At 73.8% G+C, this 18,237-nt stretch carries 19 protein-coding genes; 8 read left to right on the forward strand and 11 right to left on the reverse strand.

The window, feature by feature from the left end; genetic code table 11:
* Positions 1–14: 14 nt before the first annotated feature.
* Together AB0J40_RS30210 and AB0J40_RS30215 are read right to left on the reverse strand one after the other, a co-directional pair.
* The gene (locus AB0J40_RS30210) at positions 15–992 is read right to left on the reverse strand and encodes a methyltransferase (RefSeq protein WP_364459394.1); all 978 of its coding nucleotides are present in this window, start codon (positions 990–992) and stop codon (positions 15–17) included.
* 14 nt (positions 993–1,006) lie between these two features.
* Positions 1,007–1,435 carry a hypothetical protein gene (locus AB0J40_RS30215; RefSeq protein WP_364459397.1) on the reverse strand — a complete coding sequence of 143 codons (429 nt, stop codon included), beginning with the start codon at positions 1,433–1,435 and terminating at the stop codon, positions 1,007–1,009.
* A 167-nt stretch (positions 1,436–1,602) separates the two neighbouring features.
* Here AB0J40_RS30215 and AB0J40_RS30220 point away from each other — a divergent pair, with 167 nt between their 5' ends.
* Positions 1,603–1,776, forward strand: coding sequence for a hypothetical protein (locus AB0J40_RS30220; protein ID WP_158104092.1), 174 nt, complete (start codon positions 1,603–1,605; stop codon positions 1,774–1,776).
* Here the strand turns inward: AB0J40_RS30220 and AB0J40_RS30225 are convergent.
* Complete coding sequence (locus AB0J40_RS30225) at positions 1,725–2,339, reverse strand: thioesterase domain-containing protein (protein ID WP_364459400.1); 615 nt, start codon at positions 2,337–2,339, stop codon at positions 1,725–1,727. The genes AB0J40_RS30220 and AB0J40_RS30225 overlap by 52 nt on opposite strands.
* Positions 2,340–2,423: 84 nt before the next feature.
* Here AB0J40_RS30225 and AB0J40_RS30230 point away from each other — a divergent pair, with 84 nt between their 5' ends.
* Positions 2,424–5,507: a BTAD domain-containing putative transcriptional regulator gene (locus tag AB0J40_RS30230; RefSeq protein WP_364459403.1), complete on the forward strand. Its 3,084-nt coding sequence runs from the start codon at positions 2,424–2,426 to the stop codon at positions 5,505–5,507.
* 225 nt (positions 5,508–5,732) lie between these two features.
* Positions 5,733–6,500 (forward strand): GntR family transcriptional regulator, encoded by a 768-nt coding sequence (locus AB0J40_RS30235; RefSeq protein WP_364459406.1) that lies wholly within the window; start codon positions 5,733–5,735, stop codon positions 6,498–6,500.
* A 151-nt stretch (positions 6,501–6,651) separates the two neighbouring features.
* On the opposite strand, the gene AB0J40_RS30240 is transcribed toward AB0J40_RS30235, so the two are convergent.
* Genes AB0J40_RS30240 through AB0J40_RS30255 form a run of 4 tightly spaced genes read right to left on the reverse strand, consistent with a single transcriptional unit; the run spans position 6,652 to position 10,468 of the window.
* A complete protein-coding gene (locus tag AB0J40_RS30240) occupies positions 6,652–7,968 on the reverse strand; it encodes a hypothetical protein (RefSeq protein WP_364459409.1) in 1,317 nt (438 codons plus the stop codon).
* Positions 7,965–8,354: a PTS mannose transporter subunit IIAB gene (locus AB0J40_RS30245; protein ID WP_364459412.1), complete on the reverse strand. Its 390-nt coding sequence runs from the start codon at positions 8,352–8,354 to the stop codon at positions 7,965–7,967. Before AB0J40_RS30245 ends, AB0J40_RS30240 begins: the two co-directional genes overlap by 4 nt.
* Positions 8,355–8,365: 11 nt before the next feature.
* On the reverse strand, positions 8,366–9,985 hold the full coding sequence (locus AB0J40_RS30250; protein WP_364459415.1) for a PTS system mannose/fructose/sorbose family transporter subunit IID: 1,620 nt from the start codon (positions 9,983–9,985) through the stop codon (positions 8,366–8,368).
* Between the two features lie 6 nt (positions 9,986–9,991).
* The gene (locus tag AB0J40_RS30255) at positions 9,992–10,468 is read right to left on the reverse strand and encodes a PTS sugar transporter subunit IIB (protein WP_364459417.1); all 477 of its coding nucleotides are present in this window, start codon (positions 10,466–10,468) and stop codon (positions 9,992–9,994) included.
* A 409-nt stretch (positions 10,469–10,877) separates the two neighbouring features.
* On the opposite strand from AB0J40_RS30255, the gene AB0J40_RS30260 reads away from it, so the two are divergent.
* Positions 10,878–12,134, forward strand: coding sequence for an RICIN domain-containing protein (locus AB0J40_RS30260; RefSeq protein ID WP_364459420.1), 1,257 nt, complete (start codon positions 10,878–10,880; stop codon positions 12,132–12,134).
* Positions 12,135–12,194: 60 nt separating this feature from the next.
* On the forward strand, positions 12,195–13,139 hold the full coding sequence (locus AB0J40_RS30265; RefSeq protein WP_364459423.1) for an MBL fold metallo-hydrolase: 945 nt from the start codon (positions 12,195–12,197) through the stop codon (positions 13,137–13,139).
* Here AB0J40_RS30265 and AB0J40_RS30270 read toward each other — a convergent pair.
* Complete coding sequence (locus tag AB0J40_RS30270) at positions 13,136–13,315, reverse strand: hypothetical protein (RefSeq protein ID WP_364459426.1); 180 nt, start codon at positions 13,313–13,315, stop codon at positions 13,136–13,138. The genes AB0J40_RS30265 and AB0J40_RS30270 overlap by 4 nt on opposite strands.
* Before the next feature lie 141 nt (positions 13,316–13,456).
* Here AB0J40_RS30270 and AB0J40_RS30275 point away from each other — a divergent pair, with 141 nt between their 5' ends.
* Genes AB0J40_RS30275 through AB0J40_RS30285 form a run of 3 tightly spaced genes read left to right on the forward strand, consistent with a single transcriptional unit; the run spans position 13,457 to position 15,288 of the window.
* Positions 13,457–14,017, forward strand: a complete 561-nt coding sequence (locus tag AB0J40_RS30275; protein WP_364459429.1) for a sigma-70 family RNA polymerase sigma factor — start codon at positions 13,457–13,459, stop codon at positions 14,015–14,017.
* Entirely contained in the window at positions 14,014–14,454 is a 441-nt protein-coding gene (locus tag AB0J40_RS30280) for a hypothetical protein (protein WP_364459431.1), read from the forward strand. The genes AB0J40_RS30275 and AB0J40_RS30280 overlap by 4 nt, the downstream gene beginning before the upstream one ends.
* A 27-nt stretch (positions 14,455–14,481) precedes the next feature.
* Positions 14,482–15,288, forward strand: coding sequence for a lipase (locus AB0J40_RS30285; protein WP_364459434.1), 807 nt, complete (start codon positions 14,482–14,484; stop codon positions 15,286–15,288).
* Here the strand turns inward: AB0J40_RS30285 and AB0J40_RS30290 are convergent.
* The 3 genes from AB0J40_RS30290 to AB0J40_RS30300 are packed head-to-tail and all read right to left on the reverse strand — an operon-like array spanning position 15,278 to position 18,152.
* Positions 15,278–16,120 (reverse strand): ABC transporter permease, encoded by an 843-nt coding sequence (locus AB0J40_RS30290; RefSeq protein WP_364459437.1) that lies wholly within the window; start codon positions 16,118–16,120, stop codon positions 15,278–15,280. The two genes, AB0J40_RS30285 and AB0J40_RS30290, sit on opposite strands and share 11 nt — an antisense overlap.
* Positions 16,117–17,028: an ABC transporter ATP-binding protein gene (locus AB0J40_RS30295; protein ID WP_364459440.1), complete on the reverse strand. Its 912-nt coding sequence runs from the start codon at positions 17,026–17,028 to the stop codon at positions 16,117–16,119. Before AB0J40_RS30295 ends, AB0J40_RS30290 begins: the two co-directional genes overlap by 4 nt.
* Positions 17,025–18,152: a hypothetical protein gene (locus tag AB0J40_RS30300; RefSeq protein WP_364459443.1), complete on the reverse strand. Its 1,128-nt coding sequence runs from the start codon at positions 18,150–18,152 to the stop codon at positions 17,025–17,027. The genes AB0J40_RS30295 and AB0J40_RS30300 overlap by 4 nt, the downstream gene beginning before the upstream one ends.
* Positions 18,153–18,237 lie beyond the last annotated feature (85 nt).

Here is an 18,237-nt window from a genome sequence, read left to right on the forward strand (position 1 = left end):
AATTGTAACAGCGCTTATACGATTTTGAACTCCAAGATCGACCGCCCGCCCGCGTCCGTCACCGAGTCCAGGACCAGCCCGTGTTCCGACGCCAGCGCCTCGAACTCCTCGACCCGGCGTTCCCGCCCCCCGAAGATGACGAGCATGGCCAGGTCCATGTCCGTCGCGGCCTGCCGCCCGCCCACCGGCTCGACGACGACGATCCGCCCGTCCGGCGCGGCCGCCTCGACGCAGCGGGCCAGGATGCGGTGGGCGTGCTCGTCGTCCCAGTCGTGCAGGATGTCGACGAGCAGGTAGGCGTCCGCCCCGGCCGGGAGCGGGTCGAAGAAGCTGCCTTCCAGCACCGAAGCCCGGTCGTCGAGCCCGTGCTCGGCGAAGGTCGCGGCGGCCGCGGTGACGTCGAGGTCGACCAGCCGGCCCCGGACCGCGGGATGGGCCGCCAGGATGCCCGCGAGCGCCGTGCCCGGACCGCCGCCGACGTCGACGATCGTGGCGAACCGGCCCCAGCCGAACCCCGCCGCGAGGTGCGGCACCCCGGCCCGCAGCCGGTGCGCCATCTGCCGGTCGAACGACTCCCGCAGCGGCGGGTGCGCGGCGAGGTCGGACCAGAAGTCCCGCCCGTACCGGCGGTCGTACCCGGCCTGCCCGGTGGTGACGCTGTGCAGGAGCTCGGTGAACGCCAGCTCGGCGCGCCCGCCCGCGGTGTCCAGGTTCAGCAGGACCGTGGTGAGGCTGTCGCCGCAGAGGTGCTCGCCGTACTCCGTGGTGCGGTAGCCGGTGGCGGTCCGCTCGAAGAACCCGAGCGTGGTGAGGTGGGCCAGCAGGAGGTCGAGCGGAATCGGCGCGACGCCGAGGTCTTCCGCGAGCCGGTCCACGGCGGTGTCCGAATCGCGTAGCCGGTCCGGAAGGCCCAAAGTCACCGCCACCCGCAGGGCCATCGGTGTCGCGAGGCTCGCCATGCGCAGAATCGTGTTCGCGTCGTCACTCCCCATGACGACCGATGATGTCACCCGGGGAACATCGTGTCGCGCGAAATGGCACCGTCCTCGTCGAGGAGCAGGACCTCCAGCCCGCCGCCCACGACGGTGTCGTCGGCGACCCGAACGGTGCTCCACTCGAACTTCACGACCTGCCCGAGCCGGACCGCGCCGCCCTTCGCCCGGAAGGTGAACTCGCCCGCGGCGACGAACCGGTCGTAGCTGCGCCGCACCCGCGTTTCGATGGCTTCGTAGCCGCAGGCCTCGAGCGACGGCGAGTCGAAGCCCAGCTCCGCCGCGATCTTCACCACCTCGGCGGGCGGCTGGAGGACGTGGGCGCCGCCGGGCGCCCACAGCGCGCGGATCGCGGCCCGGCGGGCCTGCTCGTCGGGTTCGGTCCAGAGGGCGATGTAGCGGTCGGCCAGGGTCTGAGGGCCGGGTGTCGAAGTCGTAAGCACCCGGCGATCCTCGACGGCCGCCGCCCGCGGGCCAATTCCCCGCGCGGAATCGACGCGCTCCACAAGGGACGGCCGGTGAGCGGACGACCACCGGGAGCAAAGGGAAGCGGATTGGAAGTCCACTCGGGCAAGATCGACCCGCATCCCGAAGCGTGAGGAGTCGAAACATGAAAGCCCGTGTTCTCCAGGCCGTCATCGGTACGGCCTTCCTGGCCGTCCTCGTCCTCGCGCCCGCCGCGCAGGCGGCCGAGACCCCGCCGCAGACCGGCCCCTCGATCGGCGTCGGTCCCTACATCGGCGACTCACCCAAGCCCGGGACGGCCAACGCCGAAACCAAGTAGGCCGCGCGCAGGACGGCGTCGCGCAGCAGCGCGCCGCTGTCCCGCTCGCGCGCCGGGGCGAGCACGAACCCCGCTTCCGTATGCTCGCCCCAGCCCGCCATCGCGTGCGGCTCGCCGAAGCCGCGGATCGGGCACGGCAGCGGCGGCGCCACCGGCACGTGCGCGTCGCTGGCCAGCAGGCTGACGTCCGCGCGGGCCGCCTGCGCCGGCACCACCCGCGCGGCCCGGTCCGGCGGCGCCTGGTGCGCCACGACGAGTGCCCGCGGGACCCCCAGTCCCGCGGCCACCCGCCGCTGCGCCAGCCGGTAGGCCACCAGCGCGCCCAGCCCCGCGCCGAACAGCACGTGCGGGCGGGCGAGCACCCCCGCCAGCTCCACCGCGAGGGCCTCGACGAGCAGCCACATGTCCCGGTAGGGGTGTTCCGCGCTGCGCTCGCCACGGCCGGGCAGCTCGACGACGTGCACGGCGATCCGCGGATCGCGCCACGCCCGGTACCGGCCGGCTGCCTCCCCCGCGTCCGGGAAGCAGACGACCAGCAGCCGCTCGGCCTCGTCGGTGTCCACCCACGGCCTCCTTTGCCCTCGCCCCGAGCTAGGGTCGATCACGGCACTTCCGTTCCGCTTCGGTCGGCCTTCTGGGGGCTACTCGTGCGCTACCGCCTGCTCGGACCGGTCACGGTCCTCGGCGACGCGGGCGCCGTCCGGCCCGGTGGCCAGAAGCAGACGTCCGTGCTGGCCGCCCTCCTGCTGAACCCCAACCGCGTGGTCAGCGAAGACCGGCTCATCGACCTGACCTGGGGCGAGAACGCGCCGCCGAGCGTCCGCGGGCGGCTGCAGGTGCACATCTCGGAACTGCGGAAGCTCCTCGGCCGCGACGCGATCGTCCGCCGCGCGCCCGGGTACGTCCTGGAGGTCGCGCCCGGCGACCGCGACCTCGACGTGTTCGACGACGAGGTCGCACTGGCCAGGGCGACGTCCGGGCCGGCCGCCGTCGCGCACCTGCGCGCCGCGCTCGCGCTGTGGGACGGCACCCCGCTGGGCGGCGTGAGCGAGGCGCTGGCCGCGCACGAAGGCCCGGCGCTGGCCGAACGCCGGCTCGTCGTGCTGGAGGAGCTGTACGAGCAGGAACTGGCGTCCGGGCGGCACGGCGAAGTCGTCGGGGAGCTGCGCCGGCTCGTCGAGGAGCACCCGTTCCGCGAACGGCTGCGGGCCGCGCTGATGCTCGCGCTGCACCGCTGCGGCCGGACCCCGGAAGCCCTCGACACCTACACGCGGGCCCACGAGCTGCTCGTCGACGAGCTCGGCATCGAACCCGGCCAGGCCCTGCAGGACCTGCGGATGCGGATCCTGCGCGGCGAGGGGGAACCGGAGCCGGCCGCGGCCCCGGTCGTGCCGCGGCCCGCCGAGCTGCCGCTGGACGTCCGCGGGTTCACCGGCCGGGCCCCCGAACTGGCCGCGCTCGACGAGCCGGGGGACGTCTGGGTGATCACCGGGACCGCCGGCGTCGGCAAGACCGCGCTGGCCGTGCACTGGGCCCACACCGCGCGGGCGCGCTTCCCCGACGGCCAGCTGTACGTCAACCTGCGCGGCTTCGACGCCGACGACGAGCCGCTCACCCCCGCCGCCGCGCTTGCCCAGCTGCTGCGCACCCTCGGTGTCGACCTGCGGGACGTGCCGCCGGGCGTCGACGACCAGAGCAAGCTCTACCGCTCGCTGCTGGCCGACCGGCAGGCGCTCGTCGTGCTGGACAACGCCCGCGACGCCGCCCAGGTGCTGCCGCTGCTGCCGTCGTCCGGCCGGGTGCTGGTGACCAGCCGCCACCGGCTCGACGAGTTCGTCGCGCGCACCGGTGCCCGGGCGCTGGGCCTGGCGCAGCTGCCCGAAGACGACTCGCGCGCGCTGCTGACCGCACTGCTCGGCGAGCGGGCCACCGCCGAGCCGGACGCGGCGGGCGAGCTGGCCCGGCTCTGCGGGCACCACCCCCTCGCGCTGCGGATCGCGGCGACGAACACCGGCGTCGCGAGCCTCGGCGAGCTGGTCGACGAGCTGCGCGGCGACCCCCTGGCCCAGCTCGGCTTCGACGGCGATGAAGAGAGCGCCGTCGCGAAGGCGTTCTCGGTGTCCTACCAGGCGTTGCCACCCGGGCTGCGGCACGCGTTCCGGCTGCTGGCGCTGGTGCCCGGGGCCGACTTCACGGCGATCGCCGCGGCGGCCCTGCTGGACGTCCCGGCCGAAGAGGCAGCCCGGCGGCTGCGCGGGCTGACCGCGGCCAACCTCCTGGAGGCGCACGCGCCCCGCCGCTACCGGTTCCACGACCTCGCCCGCCGCTACGCCGAGCGGTGCGTCGTCGCCGACGAAGACGAGATCGCGCGGGAAAAGGCGTGGGAGCGGCTGTTCACCGGCTACTGCGCGGCCGCCGACGCCGCCGTCGCCCTGCTGGGCGCGCGGATCGTCACGCTGCCCCGCGACGACGCCCCGGCGGCGCCGAGCCCGGTCGCGTTCGCCGACGCCGCGGCCGCCGTGGCCTGGCTGGACGTCGAGGCGACGAACCTGGCGGCGGCGCTGCGGCTGGCGGCGACGCGCGGGCCGTACCCGGCGGCGTGGTACCTCGCCGACGCGTTGCGCCGCTTCTTCCACGACCACGGCCGCCGCGCGGAGTGGCTGGAGCTGGCGCCGATCGTGCTGCGGGCGGCGCGCGAACACGGCGCCCAGCCGGCCGAGGCGCTGGTGCACCTGTCCGTCGGGGGCGCGTACTTCCGGGAAGGCCAGCACGAGGCGGGCATCCGGCACTCGGAGAAGGCGGTGCTGGCCAGCCGGGCGTGCGGCTGGCGCGAGTGCGAGGCGACGGCGGTCGCGAACCTGGGCTCGATGCTGGAGTGGACGGGCCGGCTGTCGGAAGCCGTCGAACACAGCCGGCGCGCGATCCAGCTGTTCCGCGAGCTGGCGAACTCCTCGGGCGAAGCGCTCGCGCTGAACTCGCTGAGCTGCCACTACCGCCAGCTCGGCCGGCTGGAGCAGGCCGAAGACTGCCTGTGCGAGGCGGTCGCGCTGTGCCGCCGGGAAGATCTGCGGTTCTGGGAGGCGGCGAACCTCGCCGACCACGCGTGGGTGCTGCTGGAAACGGGCCGGTTCGACGAGGCGGGCGAAGCGGCCGAGCGGTCCCTGACGGCGTTCCGCGAGCTGGGTTCGAGCTTCGGCGAGGCGACGGCGCTCACGGCGTTGAGCGCGTTGCAGGGCGCCCGCGGCGACCACGCGGCGGCGGCACGGACGGCGGAGGAAGCGCTGGACCGCGTCCGCCGCGACGGCGACCGCCAGGTGGAGGCGGCGGCGCTGATCGCGCTCGGCCGGGCCGCGGAAGCCGGTGGCGACCTGGCGCTGGCGGAGCGGGTGCTTTCCGAAGCCCGCGAACTGGCGGTGGAGTCGGGGCTACGGGGCCAGCTGGCGGAGGCATCGGCAACGCTGGCGGGCGTGCTGGCGGCGGCCGGCCGGGTCCCGGAGGCGGGCGAACACGCGCGAACGGCATTGGACGCGGCCCGCGCGGGCGGCTACCGGCTGCTGGAGGCCCAGGCGCTGCTGGGACTGGCGGCGGTCGAGGGCGCGGCGGGCCGTTCGATGCTGGCCGCGGGGACGGCCCGGGAAGCCAGGGGGCTGTACCGGTCGGTCGGGCACGTGACGGGGGAAGCGCTGGCCGAGCGGTTCTTGACGGACCTCGCCCGCCGCGCGACGGGCTGAGGCGGCCGCGCTTCTCGGGCGACCTCGGCCGACCGGCTCGGCCTCGCCCGCCGCGCCACCGGATGAGCGCGCCCCGGACCAACCGCCGTCGCCCGATCGCGCTCACCCGCTGGACCCGACGGCAGCCCGTCCCTGCGCCCGAACGTCGTCACCTCCCCGCCTTCACCGCCGCGCCACCGGATGAGCGGTGTTACCCCGTGACCGGCGGCGCGACATACTGATCGCATGCCCCGTCCGAAACACGTCCCCGCGAGCGATCTCCGGCTCCCGGACGCGCTGCAGCCGGGGCGGCCCAAGGGCGACCAGCTGCGCGAGATCCTGGAAAGCGTCGCCACCGAAGCCGGGCCCGGGCGGCTGATGCCGTCCGAACGGTTCCTCGCCGAGCACTTCGGCGTCGCCCGCGGCACCGTGCGGCAGGAGATCAACCGCCTGGTCTCCGACGGCGTCCTCTACCGCCAGCACGGCACCGCCACCTTCACCGCCGAGCGCCAGGCCGCGCACATCGACATGCTGACCTCCTTCACCGAGGACATGAAGGCCCGCGGTGTCGTCCCGAAGACGAAGGTGCTGCACGCCGAGGTCGAGGGCGCGGGACGGCGGCTCGCCGGCCGCCTCAACGTCCCCCCGGGCGCGCGGGTGTTCCGGCTGGAACGGCTGCGGTACGTCGACGACGAGCCGTTCGCCGTCGAGCGCACCAACCTGTCCGTCGACCGGTTCCCGGGCATCGAGCTGTTCGACTGGGAGACGCAGTCCCTGCACCGCACGATCGAGGAGCGCTGGGGCGTCCACGCGGAGTGGAACGACACGGCGATCTCGGCGGTCCTCCCGGACACCGGCGACGCCGCCCTCCTCGGCATCGAGCCGAGCCAGCCGTGCCTGATCATCGAGGGCACCCTGCACGACCAGAGCGGCGGCGTCATCGAGGCGGGCCGGTCGCTCTACCGGGCGGACCGCTACACGGTCTTCACGCAGGCGCGGCGCAGCCCGGCCTGAGCCTGTGGCACGGCGGGGTCGGGGTAGTGCCTTCCGGCACCCCGAAGCTGTCATTGTGACTACGGCCGACAACACCGGCCGTGTTCCGGCTTCGGATCGGGGTGCGCGGGGTCTGGGTGCTCGTCGGTGCCGGCTCGCGTGTCGGCTCGGCTTAGGTGGGGCCCGCCTGATGAGCCCGCAGCAGCTTGAGGCAGTGCTCCACCAGCCTGTCCCCGGCGTCGGGCTCGAACAGCGTCACGTACGACTCGTACACGCCGTTGCGGTGCCCGTCCGCGTCCGGCAGGTACCCCAGATACCCGTCGGAATAGCCGATCACCCGTGTGTGCCGGAACGGGCTGCCTCGGCGGATCCGCAGCCCCAGGGACGCGAACAGCTCGAACGGCGTGTGCAGCCACGCGATCTCCCCCAGCGACACGACGCTGACCGGGACCTCCGCACAGCCCGTGGGCCGGTCGGTGGCCGCCATCGCGGCCAGCATCGCGCACCCCTCATAACGCGTCTGCGCGATCCGGACCGCCGGGTGGTCTTCGCCGTGGTGCGCCAGCTCGCGCTGCCACTCCCGCTCGGCCGACTCCCGCAGCTGCAGGCTGTCCTCCAGGGATGGCACGTCCCGGTACGGCAGGTGCAGCGTCGAGCGGGTCATCCGGACCGGGCCGGTCTCCGCCCCCGAAGACGACACCGCCGCCGCCGAAAGCGTCCGCGCGATCGACATCGCCAGGTGGCCGCCCAGTGTGCGGACTTCGTCGTGGTCGCGGCCGCGGCGGACGAACCGGGAGCTCGCGTCGCCCGCCGCGCCCTGCAGGAACGCCGAGACCGGCTGCCCGATCAGGGCCGCCAGCTCGCGCCGGGTCGCCCCCGGCCAGTCGGCCGACCACGTCAGGTTGTCCGGCCCGAGCACGGTCGGGTGGCTCGCGTAGTCGAACAGCAGCGCGGCCGGGGAACCGTCGTCGCGGCGCAGCTCCAGCACGCCGAACGACGTGTCGTGCGGCCCGTCCCTGCGGTAGCGGTTGCTGCCGACGGCCTCGGTCGACCCCGCGTGCCAGCGGGCCCGGACGCGGCCGCGGCACGCGCGCAGCCGCAGCGCCGCGCCGGTGACCGTCTCCGCCATGCGGCCGACCAGCCCGGCGTCGCGCCGCCCCGGCAGCCCCGGGTGCAGCGGGCCGGTCCAGCCCTCGGGTCCGGAATGCGTGTGCGACGCGCACAGGACGACCCGCTCGGGGTCGATGCCGACCGCCGCGGCGACGGCGTCGGCCAGGGTGCGGGTGAGGCCGGCGTCGACCGCCAGCGCGTCGAGCGCCACCCACAGCACGCCCGGATCGTCCTCTGTGGACAGCCAGATCAGCGACGCCTCGAGGTCGTCGTGCGTGCCGGTGGCGACGCCGTGCCGGGCCAGGTAGCCGCCGAGCGGGTGCCCGGGCCCCGGCGTGATCCGGACGTCTTGCGCGGCGAGCAGGAGCGCGGCGGTCACCAGGTCGATTCCAGGACGTCGACGACGCCGTCGCGGCCGGCGGCGCGGGCCACCCCGGCGAGCTCGGTGACGTCGTCGGTCGTGTGCAGCAGGACTTCCAGCAGCATCGGCAGGTTGAGCCCGGACACCAGCTGGATGCGCGGGTGCACGGCGGCGAGCGCGCGCACGGCGTTGAACGGCGAGCCGCCGTGCAGGTCGGCGAGCACGAGCGCCTCGCCCGCCCCGCCGAGCAGCGCGAGCAGCCGGACGCCGAACTCCTCCGGGCTGTCGTGCGGGCTCAGCTCGCACACCTTGAGCCGCGACTGCGGCCCGAGGATCATTTCGGCGGCTTCCCCCACGCCGGAGGGCAGCCGCCCGTGCCCGGCGAGGACGATCGGGACGGACATGGCGGTGTCTCCTAACCCTTTGCCGGGGCCGACGGCGCGAACCAGCCGAGCCACCCCAGGATGACCCCGGCGACGACGACGATGGCGATGATCCAGACCGGCCGCAGGCGAGCCTTGGCCGTGAGCAGGTAGACCCCGGCGGTGACGAGGACCGGCAGCAGGAACGGGACGAGCTCGTCGAGGCGGTCCTGGATCGCGACGGCCTGCGTCACCGGCTGCCCCTGGACCGTGGTGGTCTGGCGGTAGGTCAGCGTGGTGACGACCTTGACGATCGACGGGATGAAGCCGCCGAGCACGACGAACCCCAGCACGGTCGCCCCCTGCGCCACGCGCGCGAGCGCGCCGGCGGCGAGGTGGCCGGCCAGCCGTTTCCCTTCCCGGTAGGCGAACCCGAACTGCCAGCGCCGGATCAGCGCGTAGGGCACGAGCACCATCACCGCGGCGAAGGCGGGGCCGAGCCAGCTGCCCTGCAGCGCCCAGGACGCGCCCATGGTGAAGACGATGCTGTTGTACAGCGCGAAGACGACGGTGTCGCCGATGCCCGCCATCGGGCCCATCAGCGCGACCTTGGTGCTCGCGGCCGACTTCGGCGTGCCCGCTTCTTCGAGGGCGACGCTGGAGCCGAGGATCAGCGGGCCGCCGACGAGCACGGAGGTGTTGAAGAACTGCAGGTGCCGCTGCAGGCCGGCGACGTAGTCGGCCTTCTCCGGGTAGAGCCGCCGCAGCACCGGTTCCATCGAGTACGCGAACCCGAGCGCCTGCATCCGCTCGTAGTTCCAGGAGATCTGGCTCGACCAGAAGTACCGGCGAAAGACCCGGCGCAGGTCCTGCTTGCTCAGCCGTACGTCCACAGTGGACTCGTCGGTGCCGTCCCCCGGCACTTCGATCGCCGGTTCGTCGCGCTTGAGCGTCACGAACAGCATCGCGACCGCGACGCCGATCAACCCGATGCCCAGCAGCGGCACGTGCAGGTAGGCGAACGCGACGAACCCGATGAGCAGCAGGTACCAGTACCGCGAGAGCTCCATCATGCCGAGCAGCAGCGCGAACCCGACGGCGGGCAGCAGCGCCCCGGCGAGCGTCATGCCCTGCACGAACCCGGCGGGGATGCTCGCGGTGATGTCCTTGACCAGGCCGCCGGACGCGGCGAGCGCGGCGAGGAACGTCGGGATCGCGCGCACCGCCACCCACGGCACCAGGCTGACCCAGTGGATCATCGCGAGGCCGCGGGCGTTGCCGTCGGCGGCGTAGCCGTCGGCGCGGTGGACCAGCGCGGTGGTGATGATCTTGCCGACCGGGTCGAGCGCGGACAGCAGGATCGCGGCGGGCAGCCCGACGCCGAGCCCGATGGCGACCTGCGCGGACGTGTCCCCGGCGGCGCCCGCGGCCAGCGCGGTGCCGACGATGGCTCCGGTCTGGTAGTCCGGGATGGTCGCGCCGCCGTAGGTGTAGACGCCGAGGGCGGCCAGCTCCAGCGTGGCGCCGATCAGCAGGCCGAGCAGCGGGTGCCCGACGATCAGCCCGGCCACCGAGCCGGCGATGAGCGGGCGCTGGGCGTAGATGAGGAACGGGCCGAGCCCGTCGTAGGTGCAGTAGATCGCCCAGAGGGTCAGGGCCAGCGCGACGAGCATGCGGGGCTAAAGCCCTTTCCGGTCGAGCAACGGGACGAATTCGGCGGGCTTGTCCTGCGGCATCAGCTGGGTGACCAGCGGGACGCCGGACGCGGCCAGCTTGCGGTAGGCGTCGGCCTCGTCCGCGGTGACCGCGATCGAGCGCGTGACCATGGTGTAGGCGGTGCCGGGCCGCGGCGCGACGTTCCCGACGTTGACGATTTCGGGCCGCAGACCGCCCTCGACCAGGCGGAAGGCGTCTTCGGGGTGCTTCGCGAGGATCATGACGCCGCTGCTCACTTCGGTGGCGAGCACGTCGGCGACGGTGAGGACGTCGGTGGGCAGCCCGCGGGCGGCCTGCGGGAGCAGCATCCGCTGCAGGTCGTCGGCGGCGACGTCGTCGTTGCAGACGACCAGGCGGCGCACGCCGAGCCGCCGCGTCCACGCGACGGTGACCTGGCCGTGGATCAGCCGGTTGTCGATCCGGACGTGTGCCCCCGCCATGTGTCTCCTCCCGGCCGGCAGCGTCCATACTGGTTCGTACCAGTAGTTGTGTCAACGCTGTCCGTGACCGGCAGTGTCGAACGACGGCTTCGCGCGGCCGACGGAAGGACCCCTCAGACCTTCCGTCGGCCCGCGAGCGCGAAGCCCCCTCGGATTCACCCGGACCCTCCCATAAAGGTATATACCAGTATGGACGTACGAGATCGACTGTCAAGACCTGCGTCGATGATCGGTACGAAGATCATTTTCAATCGGACGACCGAAATAGAGTGACGCCATTTCCGTGAGCGATTCACCCCAAGCTGTCCGTTCTTGTCAGTGACAGCCCGCTCACCCGCTGCCTATCATCCTCAATGGTCTAGACCGCACTTCTCGTCCCCTGCCGTACCGGGAAAGGCGGAACTCCCCCATGACCGCGAGATCCCTGCGCCTCGCCGTGCTCAGCGGCGCCCTCCTCGTCGCCACCGCGCTGCTCCCTTCGGCCGCCGCCGCGGGCGACGGCACCGAACAGCTGCCGGACCACCTGCGGAAACCGGCGTCGCTCACCGCGAAGTCCACCGTCTGCGACGGCGACGGGACCAGCGGCAAGCGCGTCCAGGCCCTCTACGTCCGCGGCAACACCCAGGCGGACCGCTACGCCCAGTTCGCCGGCCAGTTCCAGACCTTCGCGAGCCAGATCGACGACGGTTTCGTCGAGGCCGCCTCCCGGCTCGGCGGCGGGGTGCGGCACGTCCGGTACGTCACGGACTCGAGCTGCCGCGCCACCGTGGGCAACGTGGTCATCGCCCAAGCCGACATGGCGACCGTCGACACGATCACCAACGCCATCAAGGCGCAGGGCTACAACCGCGCCGACCGCAAGTACATCGTCTGGTACGACAAGGACGGCTGCGGCCTGGCGTTCGGCAACGGCGGCAACGACAGCCCCGGCTCGGGCAACCCGTACAACGCCGGCCCGCACTACGCCACCGTCGGCACCGGCTGCTGGACCTGGCAGGCGACCGGGCACGAACTGCTGCACACCCTCGGCGCCGTCCAGGGCAGCGCACCGCACTCCAGCGCCTACGGTCACTGCTGGGACGACGAGGACATCATGTGCTACGACGACGGCGGCCTGCCGAACCCGCCGGGCACCCTCGTGAAGGTCTGCCCCGGCGCGCCGGAGAACCAGTTCGACTGCCTCGGCGACGACTACTTCAACACCAACCCGGCGCCCGGCAGCTACCTGGCGACCCACTGGAACGTCGCGACCAGCGCGTACCTCATCGCGAGCGGCACGCCCTACCCCGCCGGCACCATCACCGGGCTCGGCGGCAAGTGCGTCGACGTGTCGAACAGCGGCACCGCCAACGGCACCGCCGTGCAGCTGTGGACCTGCAACAGCACCCCCGCCCAGCGCTGGACCCGGCAGAACGGCACGATCCGCGCCCTCGGCAAGTGCCTCGACGTCGCCAACAGCGGCACCGCGGACGGCACGCTCGTCCAGCTCTGGGACTGCAACGCCACGGGCGCGCAGAACTGGCAGGCCCGCTCCGACGGGACGCTGCTGAACCCGCAGTCGGGCAAGTGCCTCGACGCGACCGGGAGCTCCTCGGCCGACGGCACCCGCCTGCAGATCCGGACCTGTTCCACGGCGGCCAGCCAGCGCTGGGTTATCTCGGGGTAAAACCCCGCAACCTGCCCGCGCCCCCGTCGTTATCCGCTTCGTCAGTCCAGGGGAGGAACCATGCCGGCCGTCACTTCGAACATCGTCCCGCTCCGGCACGCGCGCCCGGGTGTGGTCGCGTACGTGAAGAGCCCGGCGGAATGGTTCGTCTCCAACAGCGGCTGGATCCAGGGCAGCGAGCGGGTCGTGCTGGTCGACACCTGCGGCACCGAGCAGGCGACGCTGGAGCTGGTGCGCGACGTCCGCAAGTACGCGGGCGAGCAGGAACTGACCGTCGTCGTCACGCACGCGCACGGTGAGCACCACAACGGCGTCGGGGTCGCGCTGCGCGAGGGCGGCACGGCGCTGGCCGCGCCCGGCAGCGTCGACGTGGTCAAGGCCGGGCCGCAGACCTACGGCAACGTCTTCACGTTCACCCAGTGGGGCGTGCTCGAGCCGCCGGAGCCGGCCGCGGTGCGGCCGGTGCCCGGCTGGCAGCGGCTCGACCTCGGCGACGCGGTCGCCGACGTCGTCGCGGTGCCGGGCGTCGCGCACACCGCGGGCGACCTCGTGGTGCACGAGCCGCGCTCGGGCACGCTCTTCACCGGCGACCTCGTCTCCATCGGCGACACCCCGATGGCGGTGCACGGCTCGGTCCCGGGCTGGCTCAGCGCCCTCGACTGGCTGCAGGACACGTTCCGGCCGCGGACGCTCGTGCCCGGCCACGGTCCGGTGGCGACCCCGGGCCACACCGCCCTGCACGCGATGCGCGTCTACCTCGAATGGCTGCTCGAAGTGACCGAGCGCCAGACGGACTTCACGCGGCTGGCGAACCAGGCGTCGCTGCGCTGGCCGCACTGGCGCAACCCCGAGCGGCACATCGGCAACCTGATGCGCGCCTACGCCGACCAGCACGGCCGCAAGCTCGACGTGGACCTGGCGGTGGACGCGGTCCTCGCCGCGGCGGGCGGCCGGATCGACCTGGACTGCGTGCTCGGCGGGGAACCGGTCCGCCGCATCTCCTAGAGCCGCACCACTTCCGGCGCCACCGGTGTGTCCCCGAGCCACGTGCAGGCGGGGACGCCGGTGCTCGACGGCACCGGCAGCGCCTTGCCCACCTTCACGCCGGCCACCGGCCGCCCGCAGGCGGCGAGGTCCAGCACCAGCAACGGTATGACGAGCAGTACCTTCCGGATCCGCATATCGGCTCACCCCGGGTTCCGTCTCCACACTCCCACCCCGGCACACGGTCCCCGCGGCGGCGCGGTTCAGCGCGAACGGGTGTATTTCCGGACGGGTCCGCGGATCCGGGTGGTTAGCTGGGCGAGCCGATCGGAGGTGCGGTGGACACCACGACCCTGCTCGAGACGGCCGCCCGCGGCGACCAGGCGGCCTGGGACACCCTGGTGGACCGGTACGCGAGCCTGCTGTGGGCGATCGCGCGGGGCCACCGGCTCTCGGACGCCGACGCGGCCGACGTCGTCCAGACGACCTGGCTGAAGCTCGTCGAGAACCTCGGCCGGATCAAGGATCCCGACCGCCTGCCCGGCTGGCTGGCGACGACCGCGCGGCACGAGTGCCTTCGCCAGCTCCGCCGCGCCGGGCGCGAACGCCCGTCCGACGACCGGGACTGGGCCGACGAACCGGCCGGCCACGCGGGCGTCGACGCGGCCCTGCTGCTCGACGAGCGCAACGCCACGCTGTGGCGCGCGCTGGCGACGCTGTCGGAGCAGTGCCGTCAGCTGCTCCGCGTGCTGATGGCGACGCCGCCGCCGTCGTACGCGGACGTGGCGGCCGCTCTCGGCATGCCGGTCGGCAGCATCGGCCCGACCCGGCAGCGCTGCCTGGCCCGGCTGCGCGAACGGGCCGGCGCCGCCGGGCTCGGAACGGAGGACCGGACGTGACCGAAGACGACGAGCTCCTCGACGAGCTGCGCGCGGCCGCCGAGCAGGCGGACCCGGTACCGGACCTCGTGCTGCGCCAGGCCCGCGCGGCGCTGGCCACCCGCGACCTCGACGCGGAGCTGGCCGAGCTGGGCTTCGACTCCGACCTCGCGGAGGCGGGCTCGGTCCGCGGCGGCGACGTCCGCCTGCTGTCGTTCGACTCGGCGCGGGTGTCGGTGGAGCTGCAGGCCGAGTACGAGGAGGACCGGGTGACGCTGCGCGGCCTGGTGACGGGCGCGACCGGCGACGCGGTGATCGAGGCGGCGGGCGAGCGGCACGTCCGGCCGATCGCCCCGGACGGCTGGTTCACCGCGACGGGCCTGCCGCGCGGGGCGACGCGGGTCCGCGTGACGGCCGCGGACGGCACGACGGTCACCACCGGCTGGACCAGCCTCTGACCCCGGCCGGCCGGGCATCATGGAAGCGTGCGGATCACGGCCTGGTGGCGCGGCATCAGCCCGCGGCGGCGGCTGCTCATGGGCGGCCTCGCCGTCGCGGTCGCCGGTGTGCTCGTCGCGTCCGTCGTCGCCACCACCGGGACCAGCGCCGCGCCGCAGTCCGGCGTTCCCGACCAGGGCAAGCCCGGGCCCGTGCTGCTCGTTCCCGGCTACGGCGGCGGCCAGGGCGCGCTGAACGAGCTCGCCGCCCGCATCCGGCAGACCACCGGGCGCGCCGCCGAAGTCCTCACCCTGGCCGGCGACGGCACCGGTGACCTGGTCGAACAGGCCGGCGTCCTGGCCGAAGCCGTCGAGAACGCCTACGCGCGCGGAGCGCCTTCGGTGGACGTCATCGGCTACTCCGCCGGTGGCGTCGTGGCCCGGCTGTGGGTCAGCCGCGACGGCGGCGACCACCAGGCCCGCCGCGTCGTCACGCTGGGCGCGCCGATGCACGGCACCGGTCTGGCCGCGGCCGGCGGCGCGCTCGTCCCCGGCGCCTGCCCGGTCGCGTGCGTCCAGCTGGCCCCGGGCAGCACGCTCATGCAGGAGCTGGCGAAGGAACCGATCCCGGCGACGCTGCCCTGGCTTTCGGTGTGGACCGAACGCGACGAGACCGTCACGCCACCCGAGTCCGCCCGCCTCGAGGGCGCCGTCAACGTCCCCATCCAGCAGGTCTGCCCGGGTAACCAGGCCGGCCACGGCGACCTCCCGACCGACCCGGCCGTCACCGAGCTCGTCCTGCAGGCCCTCGGCACCGGCCCGCTCGAACCGCCGGCGGAGTGCCTCAGCTCGTGACGTCCTTGGTCGCGAAGTTCGCCCACGCGGCCCCGAAGAACACGACGATGTAGCCGGCCTGCAGCAGGAGGCCGTGGTCGATGTTGCGCCACAGCACGGGATCCCGGAAGAAGTCGATCCAGGACAGCCAGTAGTGCGTCGGCAGGTACGGCTTGATCGACGCGGCCGCGTCCAGGGTTTCCAGCACCGAACTGGTGATCAGCACGGCCAGCCCGCCCAGCGCGGCCCCCAGCGCCGAGTCGCTCAACGTCGACAGGAACACCGTGATCGCGGCGAACCCGAGCATCGACGCGACGATGTAGGACACCGCGCCGAGCAGCCGCAGGCCGAGCCCGGACGAGCTGAGCGACTGCCCCGACAACGACGTCACGCCGGTCGGCTGCCCGCCCGGCCCGGCGACGCCCGGTGTCCCGCCGGTGCCGAACAGGATCACCCCGAGGACCAGCGACGTCAGCACGACGATCACGATCGCCGCGGTCACGTACACGGCCAGCGCGACCATCTTCGCGCCGAGCAGCCGGGTCCGCCCGACCGGGCGGACCAGCAGGTACCGCAGCGTGCCGCTCGACGCTTCCCCCGCGATCGAGTCGCCGGCCACGACCGCGACGGCGATCGGCAGGAACAGCGGCAGGACGAGCGCGAGCGCGGCCGCCGGGAACAGCGCGCCGTCGTTGACGACCGCCGACAGGAACGCCCCGCCCTGCCCGGGCGGCGGCGCGAAGTCGGCCGTCGCCAGGAACACGCCGACGATCGCCGGCAGCAGGCACAGCAGCAGGACGCTGACCCACACCCGCGGGCGCAGCGCGAGCTTGCGCAGTTCGACGCCGATCACCCGGCGGCTCCGAACCGGTCCGAGCCCGGACCCGTCACGTCGAGGACGACTTCTTCGAGCGTCCGCTGCTCGGCGTGGATCGACGTCACGCGCACCCCCGCTTCGACGAGCAGCGCGTTCAGCGCGGCCGGGTCGCCGTGCCGGATGACCAGCCGGTCGCCGTCGCGGGCCTCGAGCTGGCCGTCGAGGACCGCGGCCGCCGCGGCGGCGTCCGGCGTGCCGACCAGGACCCGGCCGGTCGCCGCCCGCAGCGTCGCCAGGTCTTCTTCCAGCACGAGCCGGCCGCGGTCGACGACGCCGACGCGCGTGCAGAGCTGTTCGACCTCGGCCAGCAGGTGGCTCGACAGGAACACCGTCGTGCCGGCCGCGTTCAGCTCGACGAGCAGTTCCCGGATCTCCTTGATGCCCTGCGGGTCGAGGCCGTTGGTCGGCTCGTCGAGGACCAGCAGCCGCGGCTTGCGCAGCAGCGCGCCGGCGAGGCCGAGGCGTTGCCGCATCCCGAGCGAGTACGCCTTCACCGGCCGCTGGTCGACGCCGCCGAGGCCGACCTGTTCGAGGGCTTCGTCGATGCGCCGCCGTCGCGTGCGCCGCCCGCCGCCGCGCCCGGCGGCGTCGAGCAGCGCGAGGTTCCGCCGTCCGGACAGGTGCGGGTACGCGGCCGGGCCTTCGACGAGCGCGCCGACCTCGGGCAGCACCTCGGCGACCCGCTTCGGGACGGGCTTGCCGAGCACCTCGATCTCGCCGCTGGTCGCGTAGACGAGCCCGAGCAGCATCCGGACGAGCGTGGTCTTGCCCGAGCCGTTCGGGCCGAGGAAGCCGTACCGGTCGCCTTCGCGGACGGCCAGGTCGACGGCGTCGACCGCGAGGGTGCTCCCGTACCGCTTGGTCAGCGCGCGCGTGACGATCATCGGCCGCTCCGGCGCAGCCTGGTCAGTTCCTCCGCGACGGTCTTCAGCACGTCCGGCGTCACCGTCCCGGCCAGCAGGTAGGAGCGGCGGAAGGCGGAGGCGCGGACGATCGCCAGCGACAACGGCGTGATCGACAGCTGCACCACCGTGCCGGCGGCCAGCTTGACCTGCACCGCGCCGGCCTTCCCGGCGGCGTCGGCGGCCGCGTTCCCGACCGCGCGCGGCACGGCGATGACCGCGAAGGCCGCGAGCCCGGTGCCGTAGAGCGCGGCACCCTCGACGCCGCCGAAGTTCGCCGACACCACCGGGCGGCCGGCGAGCGTGGCGGGCAGCGGCACCTGGCCCAGCGCGCCGAGCGCGTTCGTGACGTCCGGGGCGCTCGCCACGGTGAACCCCGAGCCGAGCACCGGCCGCGGCGCCTCGACGACCGGCGTCGTCTGTTCGAGCTGCTGGAACTCGGTGACCAGGATCGGCGCCTGCTGGCCGCGGGCGGTGACCTCGACGCGCACGGGCAGGCCGGTCGCCGGGTCCGCCCAGACGTCGACGCGCCCGATCGTCGTGGCCGGGTCGGCGGGCACGAGCCGCAGCCCGGACGCGGCGACGCCGGCGACGTTGCGGCCCGGCAGCGCGCTCACCGGGTCGCCCTTCGCCGCCTTCAGGACGCGCCGCGCGAGCTCGGGCGGCAGCAGGTCCCCGGCCCGCGGCAGCCGGACGCCCGGCTCGCCGATCAGCTCGGTCAGCGTGTTGTCGCCGTAGTCCCAGGTGTATTCGCCGTCGGGCAGCCGGTAGACGTCGTGTTCGCCGGCGATGCCGAGGATGTCGACGCGGTAGCGGTCGGGCCCGGCGTACCACGCGCGCATCGGGGTCCGCATGGAGAACAGCGCCGTGACGGGAGCGAGGTTCGGCAGCTCCGGGAGGGCGAGCGAACCGGCGCTTTCGGCGTAGCCCTGGTACGGCTTTCCGGCGGACGCCAGCACGAGATCGCGCAGCCGGGCGGGATCGACGCTCGCGCCGGCCGGGGCGAGCGCGGCGACGACCGACGGCACGGACACGAGCACCGCGGCCACGGCGGCGACGACCGCCCACCGGCGCCGCTTCGCGTGCCGCACCACCGAGGGCGTCATCCGGCATCACCTCTTCGTCCTTTGTACGCCATGCCCGCTACTGTCGAAGGGTGACGAATCCCGTTCATGCCGCGGTCCTGAGCTA

This window comes from Amycolatopsis sp. NPDC049691, assembly GCF_040675005.1.
Classification (GTDB): Bacteria; Actinomycetota; Actinomycetes; order Mycobacteriales; family Pseudonocardiaceae; genus Amycolatopsis.

What these genes read in the sequence shown, in the direction of transcription:
- AB0J40_RS30210 (WP_364459394.1), bottom strand. Translation starts at nt 992, where the DNA reads ATGGGGAGTGACGACGCGAACACGATTCTGCGCATGGCGAGCCTCGCG.
- AB0J40_RS30220 (WP_158104092.1), top strand. Translation starts at nt 1,603, where the DNA reads ATGAAAGCCCGTGTTCTCCAGGCCGTCATCGGTACGGCCTTCCTGGCC.
- AB0J40_RS30235 (WP_364459406.1), top strand. Translation starts at nt 5,733, where the DNA reads ATGCCCCGTCCGAAACACGTCCCCGCGAGCGATCTCCGGCTCCCGGAC.
- AB0J40_RS30245 (WP_364459412.1), bottom strand. Translation starts at nt 8,354, where the DNA reads ATGTCCGTCCCGATCGTCCTCGCCGGGCACGGGCGGCTGCCCTCCGGC.
- AB0J40_RS30250 (WP_364459415.1), bottom strand. Translation starts at nt 9,985, where the DNA reads ATGCTCGTCGCGCTGGCCCTGACCCTCTGGGCGATCTACTGCACCTAC.
- AB0J40_RS30255 (WP_364459417.1), bottom strand. Translation starts at nt 10,468, where the DNA reads ATGGCGGGGGCACACGTCCGGATCGACAACCGGCTGATCCACGGCCAG.
- AB0J40_RS30260 (WP_364459420.1), top strand. Translation starts at nt 10,878, where the DNA reads ATGACCGCGAGATCCCTGCGCCTCGCCGTGCTCAGCGGCGCCCTCCTC.
- AB0J40_RS30265 (WP_364459423.1), top strand. Translation starts at nt 12,195, where the DNA reads ATGCCGGCCGTCACTTCGAACATCGTCCCGCTCCGGCACGCGCGCCCG.
- AB0J40_RS30270 (WP_364459426.1), bottom strand. Translation starts at nt 13,315, where the DNA reads ATGCGGATCCGGAAGGTACTGCTCGTCATACCGTTGCTGGTGCTGGAC.
- AB0J40_RS30295 (WP_364459440.1), bottom strand. Translation starts at nt 17,028, where the DNA reads ATGATCGTCACGCGCGCGCTGACCAAGCGGTACGGGAGCACCCTCGCG.
- AB0J40_RS30300 (WP_364459443.1), bottom strand. Translation starts at nt 18,152, where the DNA reads ATGACGCCCTCGGTGGTGCGGCACGCGAAGCGGCGCCGGTGGGCGGTC.